The following is a 13,012-nucleotide window of genomic DNA, read 5'->3' on the forward strand; positions in this document are numbered from 1 at the left end:
AGCGCTCGGCGGTGTACGCGACGGCGGTGCCCAGCGGCCGCAGGAACGGGTTCGCCCGCGCGGCCAGCCGCACCGCCAGCAGGTACCGGTGGTGGCCGCCCGCCAGATGCGCCCGCTCGTGCGCGAACAGGGCGCGGCGCTCGGCCGGCGCCAGCCCCGCCAGCATCCCGCGCGACACGACGACCCGCCCGCGCGACCCCGCCCGGTCGCGGTGGGGGAGGGCGTACGCGTACGGGGCCGGGTCCGGCAGTACGGCGACCGGCGTGGGCCGCAGCCCGGCCAGCGCGCGGTGCGCGCGGCGCCCCGTCCGGTGGTGCCGCCACAGGGTGCGGGCGCACGCGGCCAGTACGGCGACGAGTGCGGGAATCGCCAGGGGCCCGGCCACCTCGTCGTACGGGAGCGCCTTGCGCACCTCCGGGTCGGACCAGCCGTCGGGCAGCGGGTTGCCGGGGAGCTGCGCGGTGCCGACGACCATCAGCAGGCCCAGGCAGAGCGTGCTGCACACGGCGAAGACGCAGGCGACAGCGGACAGCAGGCGCGTCGCGGTGCGCGGATGCAGATGCTGCTCGGCGAGGCGCGCGATGGGCCACGCGGTCAGCGGCAGCACGAGCGGGAGGAAGACGAAGTACCCCATGGCCCTCAGCCTCGCCGCTCCACAGCTCCGCCACCCCGGCTTCCGGCCACGCCCGGCGTCGCGTTCACGTGTCCTCCGCCCTCGTCTCCCCGTCCGGGCCCCGGTCCGGCTCCGGGTCGTCCGTCTGGGTCAGGAGGTCGCGGAGCAGTTGTTCGTCGCCCGGTGGCAGGGCCGTGACGAAGCTGGCCAGGACCGCCTCGCGGTCGGTCTCCCCGTCCAGGACGCGGCGCATGCGCAGGGCGGCGAGGCCGGCCTCGTCCGCCGTCGGGGTCCAGGCGAAGGAGCGGCCCGTGCGTTCGCGGGCGACGGCGCCCTTCGCGTGCAGCCGTGTCAGGATCGTGATGACGGTCGTGTACGCGAGGCCGCCGCCCAGCCGTTCCTGCACCCACGCGGTGTTCACCGGCCCCGGCGCCTCCCGCAGCGCCGCCAGGACCTGCGCCTCCAGCTCGCCCTGGCCACGCCTGCGGCCGGATGCGCGCCCGGATGCGTGGCCCGATGCGCGTCCGTACGCGCGGCCGCCGGCCCGGTCCTCGTCGTTCATGCCGTCCGTCCTCCTGCCACCGGCGCGCCCGGCGTGTTCGTGCCCCCGCCGCCCCCGCGTACGCCGGAGGTGCCATACTGCGGGTGTAGCCCTTCGCGTATCCCCCGTCGCGAAGGGCTACACCCTTGCCCAGGGGTGGATCCCCGTGGAGCCGGGCAGAGTCCTGCACGGACAAGGGACTCCCCTCGTGGCCCCCTGTCCGTGTTTTTTCGAGTTAACAGTGACGTAGAGTGTTTACGCAAGCCCGCTCCGATCCTGGATCCCGCAGGAGCGGCGGACGCGAACGTGGGGACCGTGATGGACAACGGAGAGCACACCACGCCCGAGCTGCGCACGCTGCAGCAGAAGGTCGCGTACATGGTGGAGAAGACCTTCCCCGGCCAGAAGGTCTCGGGCCGGTTCTTCGCCGACCTCGTCAGGGAGCGCGGCGGTTCCCTGTCGCACAGCTACTTCTCCAACATCCTCGCCGGGAAGGTCACCCAGCCGTCCGAGGACATCCTCAAGGCGCTCGGGCTCGGCTTCGGCGTGGACTGGCGGTTCTTCAAGGAGGAGTCCGAGGTCGTCGACGACGTCGTCGCGGGCCTCCAGTTCCTCGCGAAACGCCGTACGGGCGAGATCAGCGGACTGGCCGGGCGGGGCGTCGACGAGGCCGGACTGCCGCCCGAGCTGCTGGAGTTCGCCATGTCACTCCTCGAGGACTCCCGGCGGTCGCCGCACGACGACGTCCCGGGGCCGGGAGCGGGGCCGGGAGCGGGGCCTGGCCAGGGGGCGGCCACAGGGGAATGACGGCGGAACGACGGTGCGAACGGCGCACGCGCGTCCGTGACCCGTTGGCTAGACTCGCGGATCGCAGGTCACCCACACGCGTGACTCCGATCAAGAGGTCTCCATGTCCAAGCGGTCCATGCGCGAACTGCGGAAAGAGTGCGAGGCCGGACTGGCCGACCTGCCCATCCCCGCCCCGTTCGGCATCCCGGAGCTGGTCGCCAACATGGAGGCCGCGCGGGGCCGCAGGATCGTCCTCCAGGAGCTTCCCGAGCGGCTGGCCCGCGTCAACGCCGCCTGCGGGCTGCGCCTGAAGTCCGGCAACACCAGCTTCGTCCTGTACCGGCGGCGCCCGACCACGTACCAGACGCAGCACGTCATCCTGCACGAGCTGTGCCACGAGTGGTTCGACCACGGCACCAGCCTGGACGCCGAGCAACTGCGGCGCCTCCTCCCCGTCTTCGACGCCTCGCTGATCAACCGCGTCATGGCCTCGGGCACGACCGTCCAGGCCCGCGCGCAGTACGAGACGCACGACGAGCGCGTGGCCGAGTTCGGGGCCTCGCTCATCCCCCGTATGGCGCGGGACGTGTCGAGCGACGACATGGTGGGGCGCCTGGCGAACTCCCTCTCGCGGCCCGTCGCGCACAAGCCCGGCCGCCGAAGAGGCCTGTTCCGCCGTCCGTAGGCACCGCCGCGCGTACCCCACCCCCACCCCCCTCTCCCCGACCCTGAGGATCTCCGTGACCACCCTGGACCTCGCCGGCTACCTCATAGCCGGCCTGATGACCGCCGTGGCGCTGTGGCGGATGCCGGCCGCACTGTGGGGCGACGAGGAGGACAAGCGCCGCCGCGCCCTGTGGGGCTGCTACGCGGGCTTCGCCGCCGCCCTGTGGACGAAGACGCACATCGTCCGCATCAGCCTCAACAACAGCCCGGTGGTCGACCTCGCCGTCCTCATCAAGCACTACACGGCCACCGTCGCGATCCTCGCGATCCTCAGCTACATCGTCGCGATCTACGGCACCTACCCCGAGGGCGGTGCGGTGCCGCGGCACGTGCGGTTCGCGCGGGTCATCCAGCACGTGGCGGCGAAGGCGTCGGTCGCGACGCTGATCCTGCTGACCGTGCTGTTCTTCACGGTCGTCGACCGCTCGGTCCCGTCCGACCGGTTCGTGTCGGACCACGCCGGCCAGTGGGGCGCCTCGCTCTACATGACCGTGTTCTACGTGTACTTGGGCGCGGCGTCCGCCGTCTGCGCGTACCAGTGGGCGCTGGCCACGGCGAACGCGACGCTGCGCCATCTGCGGGTCGGCCTCGGGATGATGACGTTCGCCATGTTCATCGGCGTCGGCTACACCGTGAGCCGCACGCTGTTCCTGTGGATCAGCGTGGTCGAGGAGCCGACGGAGTCGTTCGCGCGGAACTTCGACAAGGTGACGGAGGTCGGGCAGATCGTGCTGTTCGCGTTCTTCGCGATCGGTGCGGCGATCCCGGCGTGGGCCAAGGCGTGGCGGCGGGTGCGGCTGTGGCGGGCGCAGGTGGCGCTGTACCCGCTGTGGCGGGAGCTGATGACGGCGTTCCCGGACCAGCCGTTCGCGCCGCCCGCGTCGCTGGCGCGTGAGCTGACCCGGTTCGACACGCCCGCGGACCTGCGGGTCGACCGGTGGGCGGCGGACATCGCGGACGCGGTGGAGAAGCTCCGCCATTACGTGCCGGACACGCTGCTGCCCGCGGCGCGGGAGGCGGCCGGTTCGGCGGGCCCGGCGGCGGACGCGTACTGGATCCGCGCCGCGCTGGCGGCGAAGGCGGCGGGCGCCGAGGCGGGCAAGGCCGCGGACTTCGACACCCGGCACGCGGCGGACCAGGACGACGAGGTGGCGTGGCTGGTGCGGGTCGCGGGCGCGTACCGCACGGTGCCGGAGACCCGGGCCCGGGAGCTGCTGGACCCCGGGGCCCGGACTCCCGCGCAGGCTCCGGCGGGTGCGGAGGGCACGGCATGACGGCCCTCGACGACGCGACGAGACGGGAACCGGAACGACAGCAGGAGGCGCGGCAGCCGGAAGGCCCCCGGCGCCCCGAGGACGCCCGGCACCTGGAGGCGCCGCAGCGGGCAGGCGCCCGGCACCTGGAGGCGCCGCAGCGGGCAGGCGCCCGGCACCCGGAGGCGCCGCAGCCGGTAGATGCCCAGCTCCCGGAGCACGCCCCGCACCCGCAGGCGCCGCAGCCGGTGGACGCCCGGAGGGCGGAAGGGGCCCGGCAGCCGGTCGCCCGCCGGGTCACGGACGCCCTCCAGCCTCGTAACGTCCTGCTCGCCGGCATGCTCGCCATCGGCGCGGCCGCCGCCGGGGACTGGACGGGACTGCCCTGGGGGTTCCTCGGCGCCCTGTGCGCCGGGCTGGTCCCGGCCGGGTACATCGAGTGGGAGCGCGGTCGCGGCAAGTGGGGCGACCGGCACGTCGTGGACCGTACGAAGCGGGCGCCGATCTTCTTCGTGATCCTCGGGTCGATCGGTACGGGCTCGGTCGTCATGGTCCTGGGCGGCGCCCCGACCGGCATCCTCGTCGCCATGCTGGCGCTGTGGGTGATGACGGTCGGGCTGCTGGCCGTGAACACGGTGTGGAAGATCTCCGTGGACTCGGCCGTCGCGTCGTCCGTCGTCACGCTGCTCGCGTGCGTCCACTCGCCGTGGTGGCTCCTGGCGTACGGGATGACCGCCGCCGTGTGCTGGTCGCGCGTGGCGCTGCGCTACCACACGCCGGCCCAGACGATCGCGGGCGCTTCGCTGGGCGCGGCGACGGCGACGGCGTTCCTGCTCAACTGACCGGCGGCGAGACCTTCCAGGAAGGCACCCCGGCCGAGCGTGCCGAGCGGCTCGGCGGCCTGAGCACGGACGAAGCCCCGGCCGGGAGCGACACCCCCGGCCGGGGCTCATCCACTGCTACCGCAGCTACCGCTGCTGCCGCTGCTGCCGTGTGAGGGTCAGGCGGCGGTACGCCCGGCGGCCCGGCGACGGCGGACGACGAACACCGCGCCGACGCCCAGCGCGACGGCGGCGGCGCCCGCGAGTGCGAGCTGCGGCACGGCCGATGACGCGCCGGTCTTGGCGAGGGAGCCGTCGGCGTCGCCGTTCGAGGAACCGGCCGCGGCGGGCGCGGCGGAGGTCGCACCGCCCTGCGGGGTGCTGCCGGAGGCGGGCGGCACGCTGGTGCCCGGCGCGGTCGGCGTGGCGCTGCCGCCCGTGCCGCCGGTGCCGGGCGTGCTGGGCGACGGCGTGGGCGTACTACCGCCCGTGCCGCCGCCGTTGCCGGCCTTCTTGGCGTCCTCCAGGGCCTTCTCGGCGGCCTGGAGCGCGGTGCGCGTGTCCTTCACGGCCTTCTGGAGGACGGAGAGCTCCCGGACCAGCCCCACCCGGTAGTCGCCGAGCGCGGTCTGGGCGGCGGTCGCCTTGGCGTCGGCGGCGGTCTTCGCGGCGGCGGCGGCCTCGGCGGCCTTCTTCGCGTCGGCGAGGGCCTTGAAGGCGGCGAGCCTCTGCTCCTCCGTGGCGTTCGGGTCGTCGGCGACGGCGTCGGCGGCGGCCTGGGCGTCGACGACGGCCTTGTCGGCGGCGGTCTTCGCCGCGGCGGCCTTCTCGGCCTCCGCACGCGCCTCGGCGGCGGCGACCGCGAGCGGGTGAGTGGGGTCGTCGAGCTTGGCGTCGAGAACCTTCTGGTGCGCGGCCTCGGCGGCGACGGCGGCGTCGTACGCCTTCTTCGCCTCGGCGACGGCCTTCTCCAGCTCCGCGATGGACGGCGCGGCGGCGATCCGCGACACGGCGGCGGAGGTACCGGCGTCCGCGAAGGCGGGCGCGGCGGACAGCAGCAGAACGGGCGTGGCGACGGCACAGGCGACGGCCGTCGTGACGGCACGGCGAAGCTTCACAGGTCCCCTTTTCCGGAACGGAAGACAATCGGTCGAATACGGCCGGTCGCGGGCACGGCGTCGGCGTCGGCGTCGGTCGCGCGTCAAACCCCCGTGGCTCCACGCGCAGCGACCGGTGAGGCGGTGCGCCACCACGACCAGCCCGTCGATCGTATTCCGCCCGAACTCCCGACGGGCAGCGGATAAAAGCCCGCATGCGCGGCCGCCCCCGGACACCTCGCTCCAGCTCCGCACCAAAACAGACAAAGGGAACAGTTGCCCAAAGGTGTGCGGGATTCTCTGTGACGGTTCTCATCCGCAACGGCCTGCGGCAAGGCGGGCGGTGCCGACCGGAATCGAACCGGCGTCCTCTCAGATGGTGGGTCCGAACGCGACGACCTCTGCGCTACGGTTCCGCCCGACCGCATCGTACGAGGGCGAGGGCGAGGGCGAGGGCGAGGGAGGGGCCCGGGCCGCGCCCCTGAGGCGGGCTCAGCTCTGGTCCGCCTTCGCCCGCCACGCGATGTCCACGGCCTCCAGCGCGAGCGCCCACGGGTACGCGTCCGGGCGACCCTGGCCGCCGGGCTCGTTCGGAACGAATCCGCCCTCGCCGTACAGGACGGTGACGCCGGCCCCCCGGAGGATCTCCACGGACCGATCGAACTGCGGGTGCTGGACGTAGGCGGCGTTCACACAGGGCACGGCGACCAGCGGGATGCCCTTGCCGATGCCCTCCGCCATCACCCCGACGACGAACGTGCCCGTCAGCCCGAGCGCCCACTCGTTGATCGAGTGGAACGTCGCGGGGGCGAACAGGACGACGTCGGCGCGGGGCCACACGTCCGGCTCGCCCGGCGCCTGGTAGTCGTAGCGCACGGGGTGGCCGGTGAGGACCGCCAGCCCTTCCAGGCTGGGCTCCACCCAGCGCGCGGCGGTGGGAGTGAGGCCGAGACACACGTCCCAGCCGCGCGCCTGCGCGTCCTCGATCACGCGCGCGACGTCGAACACGGGCGGCGCCGCCGAGCAGAACAGGTACAGGGTCCTCGTCATGGCCACCATCTGATCACATGCGATCACTCATGAACGCACCTGCATTCAGGCGTGGTTCGCGCCCCGCCGGCTGGTGGACGCGGGTGCGGGTGGGGATGACTCCCGACTCAGTCGAGACAGAACTCGTTGCCCTCGATGTCCTGCATCACGATGCACGCGTCGTGGCCGTCATACAGAAGCCGCACGCGCACCGCGCCGAGCGGGACCAGTCGCGCGCATTCGGCCTCCAGCGCGGCCAGGCGCTCTTCCCCGACGAGCCCGGTACCGACCCGCACGTCGAGATGGACCCGGTTCTTGGCGACCTTGCCTTCGGGGACGCGCTGAAAGTACAGCCGCGGGCCCACCCCTGAGGGATCGGTGCAGGCGAACCAGGAACCCTGGTCCTCGGGCGCCTGGGAGCGGTCGAACTCGTCCCACGTGGCGAACCCCGCCGGTGGCGGCGGTACGACGTACCCCAACACCTCGCACCAGAAGCGAGCGAGACGCTCGGGTTCCGCGCAGTCGAAGGTGACTTGGAACTGCTTGATCGATGACATCGGCGCACCATAGCAAGGGGCTGTGTCGCTCATCTCCCTGTAGGGACCCGCGGGTTGTCGGGAGGACGCTCCCCAAAGGGTGGGACCTCCTCTCTGGGGTCAGGGCAGTGTGCGTTCCAGCGCGGTGAGCGCTCGCTCCCACGGGTAGGCGGCGCCGGCGCCGGTTTTCGGCGGGTGGGGCTGGTAGCCGTCGGGGCCGTCCAGCACCAGCACGCCCTGTTCGCGGAGCGCGGCGATGGCCCGAGGGACCGCGGGCTGCGCACCGAGAGCGGTGGACCAGAAGGGCATCGCCGCCACCGGGATGCCGAGGTGCACCGCCTCAGCCGGGATGCCGAGGGCCACGGTGTCCGTGATGCCCGCGCCCCACTTGCACAGGCTCGTCGTAGTGAGGGGCGCGACCAGCATCGCGTCGGCCTTCGGTAGTCCGCCGGACTCCCCGGGGCGGGTGTAGCGGTGCCGTACGGGATGCCCCGTCAGCGTCTCCAACTCACCCAGCCTGCCCTCCCACCAACTGGCGGCGGTCGGAGTCAGGATGAGGCAGGTGTCCCAGCGCGCGGCCTGCGCGGCGCGCACACCGCGGTCGATGTACTGGGTGGGCCCGGCGGCGGTGGCGATCAGGTAGAGCACTCGCGTCATGCGGGGAGTCCACAGCGATGCGCGAGCCCGCGCAAGCTGGTGTCGGGATGCGGTACGAGCATCAGCAGCTCCCGCACCAGCCCGACCACGGCCGGCCGCCGCACCTCCTCGGGCGCCAGCTGCTCGGCTTCCAGCAGGGCCCGGACAGCGTCCTCGCGGCGCCGAGTCAAGGCCGCAGCGCGTGCACTGGTCACGAGGTGCCGGGCCCGCCGCTCCCTGCCGAGCCCCGCCAGGGCGCCAGGAGCGACGCGCTGCGCGGCCTCCAGCGCCGACCAGGCGTCATCGAGCCGCAGGAGCACGTCCACCTCGTGCAGCCGGACGTTGGTGGGCCCGAACGACGTGTAGTCCGCGCCCTGGTCGTCGCCCTGCCGCTACGCAACTTCCGCTGCCTCCCCCAGTCGGTTGGTGGCCTCGGCGACGGAGGCCGGGGACCGTCCGGTGCCGGTCACTCCGACGGCGGCTACGAGGTAGAGCATGCCGAGCGTGGACAGGCCGACCGAGCCGCCTTGTTCGAGGTCCGGCCGTAGCTCGATGGCGGTGGTCTTGGCGTAGGCGGCGGCGGTCGCGTGCCGCTGCTGATGGATCAGCCCGCGCGCCACACGGCGAGCGGACGCGCCGATCGCCACCGGGTCTCCGGCGGTCTCGGCGGCGGCCAACGCCCGCTCAGCGGCCAGTACGCCAGGCGTGCGGCCGAGCTGCCCGTATTTGAACAGGAGGCTGGCGGTGAGCTGGTAGGCGCGGGACAGCAACACCGAGCCCTCGGCGCTTTCTGCTGCGGCGGCATGGGCGTCGGCGAGGACCACTGGCAGGTCGCGGGCGACGGCCGTGTAGTGGCAGGCGGACCACGCCTGGCAGCAGAACGCCAGCCTGCGCCACAGGTCCGGCAGATGCACGGCGGTGTGGGGACGTTGTGGGGGCCGGTGCAGGGCGTCCACCAGGGAGGCCACGTCGGCGGGTAGGGAGGCGGGCGCGGGAGTGGGCGCGGGATCGGTGACGAGTCGTTCCAGGGGGATGCGCAGGATCTCGGCTGCCCGCTGGAGCACGGACAGCCTGGGGTCGGTCTGCCGCTGCCCACCCTCAAGGTCTTGGACCCAGCGCCGGGACTGGCCCATGAGCCGTCCGAAGTCGGCCTGGGTGAGTCCGCGGTGCTCGCGCCAGTAGGCGATGCGGCGTCCGACGCGTCCAGTGTCCATGCGCACCTCCCGTGCGAGGCACGCACAATGCGTGCTCACAGACTGTTGTACCGCGCCTACGGTCCCCACATGACCGATCCCGACCGAGAGGCGCTCGCGGTGTATCCGCCCCTACTCGACGCCATGGACGCGACGTTGGCCCCGCATTGCTCCGAGCCCGTGAGAGGGCTGCTGGCCCAGCCGCACGTGCTGACGGAGATGCAGCGGTACGGGCTGCGATGCGTGCACTGCGATACCGAGCTGAAGCCGGGCGCGGCGGTGGAGCTCGGCACGCAGTACGACGAGGACCCGATCCTGGGCCGGGTCGCGTGGTTCCCGCGCGCTTGCCGGGACTGCCACACCAGGCAGGGTGCGGCGTGAGCGCCCCCGCCGAGGAACGGCCCCGCCCGCTGCCGGCGACGACCGCCGGCCTGTCGTGGGACGTGTACGCGGGCCGCGCCTGCGTGTGGTGCGAGGAGCTGCTGATGGCCCCGGGCGCGGAGCCGGTGGGCCGGATCGTCGACCGGCTGGGCGTGCACGACCTGTCCACCACGGTGTGGGCGTGCGCCCGTTGCCTCGGCAGGAGGGGATCCGGTCGTGACGACCGAGAGCGGTAAGAGGTACTGCGTGCACTGCGAGCGCGTGATCGAGGGCCCGGCCGAGGAGATCGTCGTGCACTCCGCGTCCGGCGCGCGACCGAACGAGTACCGGCACCCCGCGTGCGGCCCGGCGCAGGCCCCGTACGTACGCCGGTCGCCCTACGGCCGTTGATCTCCCGGCCGCTGCCGCCCACGACGGTGAACGGTGTGAGCGGCCGGGCACCACGCACCACCACCACAACAGCACCATCCGACCACTCACAGGGAGGTATTACGTGACCGACGACGGCAAGCACTCCGGACAGCCCTCGGACAAGCCCTGGACGCCCCCGCCCGCACCGCCCTCCCCGGACGGCTCCGGCCCCGGCAGGTAAGGAGCAGCTCATGACCACCGCCCCCAGGGGCGGGCACGCCGCGCTCGTCGACCACCTCGACGAGCGCGGTCTGCTCGACACGACCTGGCGCCGGATCTGGCTCCGCGTTCCTCGTGAGACGTTCCTGCCGGAGCAGGTCTGGCGGCAGGAGCCCGCCCGCTGCGTGCCCGTCACCGGACGCGAGCGGCTCGCCCTCGTTCACTCCGACGAGCCCGTCGTCACCCAGCTCGACGACGGCCTGCCCGACGGTCCCGGCGTCGCCACCTGCTCCAACTCTCAGCCCAGCACGGTCGCCCGCATGCTCCAGCTCCTCGACGTCCAGGACGGTCACCGCGTCCTGGAGATCGGCACCGGCACCGGGCACGTCGCCGCGCTTCTGTCCGGCCGTGTCGGCGACCGGAACGTGCACACCGTGGAGGTCGACGCCGACCTCGCCGGCCAGGCGGCGCGGCGGCTCGCCGCCGTGGGCTGCTTCCCGCACGTCGCGCACGGCGACGGCGAGCACGGGTGGCCGGCGGCCGCGCCGTACGACCGGGTCGTCGTCACGTGCGCCGTACGCCATGTGCCATCAGCGCTGCTGAAGCAGCTCCGGCCCGGTGGCATCCTGGTCACCGCGCTGGACCGGGACTTCTGGTCCGGGGCGCTCGTACGGCTCACCGCCGGCGAGGGCGGCCGCGCGGAGGGCCGGTTCGAGGGCGGCGCCTCGTACATGCTGATGCGCTCCCATCGTCCCGGAGAGGCGCCGCCGGAAGTCGACAGCTCGACCGTCCGCAGTAGCGGCACCGACCTCGCCCCGCACGAGCTGCTCACGCTCGGGTTCGCCGTGTACGCGGGCGCCCGCCTGCCAGGCGTGCGCATGTGGCACACCGGCACCGGCCCCGGGGCGCAGGTGTGGGTGCGGGACACCACCGGCTCGGCCGCACACGCCGACGGCCACAAGGTCTGGCAGTACGGGGCTCGTGCTCTGTGGCGGGAGATCGAGCAGGCCCACGCCGAGTACGTCGCGCTCGGCCGCCCCGGCCACCGCGAGTTCGGGCTCACGGTCTCGCCGGAGGGGCAGTGCGTGTGGCTGACGTATCCGTCGCGTCCGTCGCGGATCATCGAGCCCGCCCCCGGTGGCTGACGGCTCAGGCGTGAGGCAGGCGCAGGCTCGGCGTGGCACAGGCCCGGGCGGGCCGGGCGGCGCTAGGTTGCGGGCGCATGATCGCTCCCCCCACGATGCGCCGGGCCGTACGGAGACTCCTCACCGCCGCCCTGGCCGCCGCGACCGCCCTCCTCGCCCTCACCGCACCCCTCGCCCCCGCCGCCGCCACCGCGCCCGCCGCCGCCACCGCGCCCGCCACCGCCACCGGCCCCGGCCAGGACGTCGACCCCGTCCCCGCACCCGTCGAGCGGCTGTACGGGCAGGAGATCCGTAAGATCCCCACGGCCGAGCGCGTGGTCGCGCTGACCTTCAACGCGGCCTGGAACGACCAGGGCCTCGACACCGTCCTGGACGAGCTGCGCCGGCAGGACGCACCCGCCACCTTCTTCCTCACCGGCGACTTCGCCGAACGCCACCCCGCCGCCGCCCGCAGGATCGCCGCCGCCGGGCACGGGCTCGGCAACCACTCGTACAGCCACCCGCACTTCGGCGACCTCACCCCCGAGGGCCGGGCGCGGGAGGTCCTGCGGGCCGACCGGGCCATCCGCGACGCCTCCGGTACGGAACCGCTGCCGTTCTTCCGCTTCCCGTACGGCGACACGGCCCCCGGCCAGATCGACGAGGTCAACGCGCTCGGCTTCGCGGACGTCGAGTGGACCACCGACACGAACGGCTGGAAGGGCACCGCGGGCGGCATGAGCGTGGCGAAGGCCGTGCAGCGGGCCCTCGACGTCCTCGCGCCGGGGGCGATCCTCCAGATGCACGTCGGCAGCCCCGACGGCTCGGGCACCGTCCTCGACGCCCAGGCGCTGCCGCGGATCATCGACGCCTTCCGCGCCCGCGGCTACGAGATCACCGACCTCCGCACCGCCCTGCTCGGCCCCGGCGCCTGACCGCGGCCCCGGGTAGAGTTGGCCGGTTCGTACCGAGGAGCGACCTTCATGGGTACCTATCTGCACTCCCTGCGGCGCCGCCGGCGCAAGTCCCTGGCGGCCCAGTACCGCGAGATGAGCGACCAGCGGGTCGCGGTGATCGGCCTGGGCCGGTTCGGCAGCTCGCTGGCGCACGAGCTGACCCGGCGCGGCTGGGACGTGCTCGGCATCGACACCAGCGCGCAGCTCGTCCAGAAGGTCAGCGACGTCCTCACCCACTCGGCCGTCGCGGACTGCACCGACCCGGAGGTGCTGGAGCAGCTCGGCGTCCACGACTTCACCAGCGCGGTCGTCGGCATCGGTACGGACATCGAGGCGAGCATCCTCATCGCCTCCAACCTGCTGGAGGCGGGCGTGCCGAACATCTGGGCCAAGGCCATCAGCCGCCAGCACGGGCAGATCCTCGAACGCCTCGGCGTCCACCACGTCGTCCTGCCCGAGCACGACATGGGCGAGCGCGTCGCCCACCTCGTCACCGGGCGGATGCTCGACTTCATCCAGTTCGACGACGACTACGCCCTGGTCAAGACCGTCGCCCCGGAGATCGCGACGGGCGTCCCGCTCGGGGAGAGCGCCGTCCGCAGCACGTACGGGGTCACGGTCGTCGGCATCAAGCGGCCGGGGCAGGACTTCACGCACGCCACCGCCGAGACCGTGATCGAGAAGGGCGACGTCATCATCGTCACCGGCAAGACCAGTGCCGTGGAGAGCTTCGCCGAGCTGAGCTAG

The 13,012-nt window shown here is 73.3% G+C and carries 18 protein-coding genes; 10 read left to right on the forward strand and 8 right to left on the reverse strand.

The annotated features are described in order from the left end of the window. Together HTZ82_RS16215 and HTZ82_RS16220 are read right to left on the reverse strand one after the other, a co-directional pair. Positions 1 to 634 (reverse strand): M48 family metalloprotease (locus HTZ82_RS16215; RefSeq protein ID WP_175410098.1); only part of this gene is annotated, 634 nt, incomplete at its 3' end. Positions 635 to 698: 64 nt separating this feature from the next. Next, positions 699 to 1,175 (reverse strand): BlaI/MecI/CopY family transcriptional regulator, encoded by a 477-nt coding sequence (locus tag HTZ82_RS16220; RefSeq protein ID WP_254711895.1) that lies wholly within the window; start codon positions 1,173 to 1,175, stop codon positions 699 to 701. Positions 1,176 to 1,370: 195 nt separating this feature from the next. Between HTZ82_RS16220 and HTZ82_RS16225 the strand changes: the two genes are divergently transcribed. The 4 genes from HTZ82_RS16225 (at position 1,371) to HTZ82_RS16240 (ending at position 4,764) form a co-directional block, all read left to right on the forward strand. After that, complete coding sequence (locus tag HTZ82_RS16225) at positions 1,371 to 1,961, forward strand: hypothetical protein (RefSeq protein WP_375540826.1); 591 nt, start codon at positions 1,371 to 1,373, stop codon at positions 1,959 to 1,961. A gap of 103 nt (positions 1,962 to 2,064) precedes the next feature. After that, positions 2,065 to 2,628 carry a toxin gene (locus HTZ82_RS16230; protein WP_175410099.1) on the forward strand — a complete coding sequence of 188 codons (564 nt, stop codon included), beginning with the start codon at positions 2,065 to 2,067 and terminating at the stop codon, positions 2,626 to 2,628. Between the two features lie 55 nt (positions 2,629 to 2,683). Next, complete coding sequence (locus HTZ82_RS16235; protein WP_175410100.1) at positions 2,684 to 3,943, forward strand: MAB_1171c family putative transporter; 1,260 nt, start codon at positions 2,684 to 2,686, stop codon at positions 3,941 to 3,943. 317 nt (positions 3,944 to 4,260) lie between these two features. Beyond that, entirely contained in the window at positions 4,261 to 4,764 is a 504-nt protein-coding gene (locus HTZ82_RS16240) for a hypothetical protein (RefSeq protein ID WP_217624226.1), read from the forward strand. A gap of 158 nt (positions 4,765 to 4,922) precedes the next feature. Here the strand turns inward: HTZ82_RS16240 and HTZ82_RS16245 are convergent, their stop codons facing one another. The 6 genes from HTZ82_RS16245 to HTZ82_RS16265 form a co-directional block, all read right to left on the reverse strand. After that, positions 4,923 to 5,861: an LPXTG cell wall anchor domain-containing protein gene (locus HTZ82_RS16245; RefSeq protein ID WP_175410101.1), complete on the reverse strand. Its 939-nt coding sequence runs from the start codon at positions 5,859 to 5,861 to the stop codon at positions 4,923 to 4,925. Positions 5,862 to 6,332: 471 nt separating this feature from the next. Then, positions 6,333 to 6,890, reverse strand: coding sequence for a flavoprotein (locus HTZ82_RS16250; protein ID WP_175410102.1), 558 nt, complete (start codon positions 6,888 to 6,890; stop codon positions 6,333 to 6,335). A gap of 107 nt (positions 6,891 to 6,997) precedes the next feature. Next, positions 6,998 to 7,426, reverse strand: coding sequence for a VOC family protein (locus tag HTZ82_RS16255; RefSeq protein ID WP_175410103.1), 429 nt, complete (start codon positions 7,424 to 7,426; stop codon positions 6,998 to 7,000). Between the two features lie 99 nt (positions 7,427 to 7,525). Beyond that, on the reverse strand, positions 7,526 to 8,062 hold the full coding sequence (locus tag HTZ82_RS16260; RefSeq protein ID WP_175410104.1) for a flavoprotein: 537 nt from the start codon (positions 8,060 to 8,062) through the stop codon (positions 7,526 to 7,528). Next, entirely contained in the window at positions 8,059 to 8,367 is a 309-nt protein-coding gene (locus HTZ82_RS32310) for a hypothetical protein (RefSeq protein ID WP_254711896.1), read from the reverse strand. The genes HTZ82_RS16260 and HTZ82_RS32310 overlap by 4 nt, the downstream gene beginning before the upstream one ends. Before the next feature lie 66 nt (positions 8,368 to 8,433). Further along, positions 8,434 to 9,255, reverse strand: coding sequence for a helix-turn-helix domain-containing protein (locus HTZ82_RS16265; RefSeq protein WP_254711897.1), 822 nt, complete (start codon positions 9,253 to 9,255; stop codon positions 8,434 to 8,436). A gap of 69 nt (positions 9,256 to 9,324) precedes the next feature. Here HTZ82_RS16265 and HTZ82_RS16270 point away from each other — a divergent pair, with 69 nt between their 5' ends. The 6 genes from HTZ82_RS16270 to HTZ82_RS16295 all read left to right on the forward strand — a co-directional run bounded on the left by HTZ82_RS16270 (position 9,325) and on the right by HTZ82_RS16295 (position 13,012). Beyond that, entirely contained in the window at positions 9,325 to 9,615 is a 291-nt protein-coding gene (locus tag HTZ82_RS16270) for a hypothetical protein (RefSeq protein WP_175410105.1), read from the forward strand. Continuing rightward, positions 9,612 to 9,851, forward strand: a complete 240-nt coding sequence (locus HTZ82_RS16275; protein ID WP_175410106.1) for a hypothetical protein — start codon at positions 9,612 to 9,614, stop codon at positions 9,849 to 9,851. Before HTZ82_RS16270 ends, HTZ82_RS16275 begins: the two co-directional genes overlap by 4 nt. Further along, positions 9,832 to 10,005, forward strand: a complete 174-nt coding sequence (locus HTZ82_RS16280; protein ID WP_175410107.1) for a hypothetical protein — start codon at positions 9,832 to 9,834, stop codon at positions 10,003 to 10,005. The genes HTZ82_RS16275 and HTZ82_RS16280 overlap by 20 nt, the downstream gene beginning before the upstream one ends. 212 nt (positions 10,006 to 10,217) lie before the next feature. Continuing rightward, positions 10,218 to 11,330, forward strand: coding sequence for a methyltransferase domain-containing protein (locus HTZ82_RS16285; protein WP_175410108.1), 1,113 nt, complete (start codon positions 10,218 to 10,220; stop codon positions 11,328 to 11,330). Positions 11,331 to 11,407: 77 nt separating this feature from the next. Beyond that, on the forward strand, positions 11,408 to 12,244 hold the full coding sequence (locus HTZ82_RS16290; protein WP_302852236.1) for a polysaccharide deacetylase family protein: 837 nt from the start codon (positions 11,408 to 11,410) through the stop codon (positions 12,242 to 12,244). A gap of 48 nt (positions 12,245 to 12,292) precedes the next feature. Beyond that, entirely contained in the window at positions 12,293 to 13,012 is a 720-nt protein-coding gene (locus tag HTZ82_RS16295; protein WP_175410109.1) for a TrkA family potassium uptake protein, read from the forward strand.

Origin of the sequence: Streptomyces sp. TRM64462, assembly GCF_013362995.1 — a bacterium.
Lineage (GTDB): Bacteria > Actinomycetota > Actinomycetes > Streptomycetales > Streptomycetaceae > Streptomyces.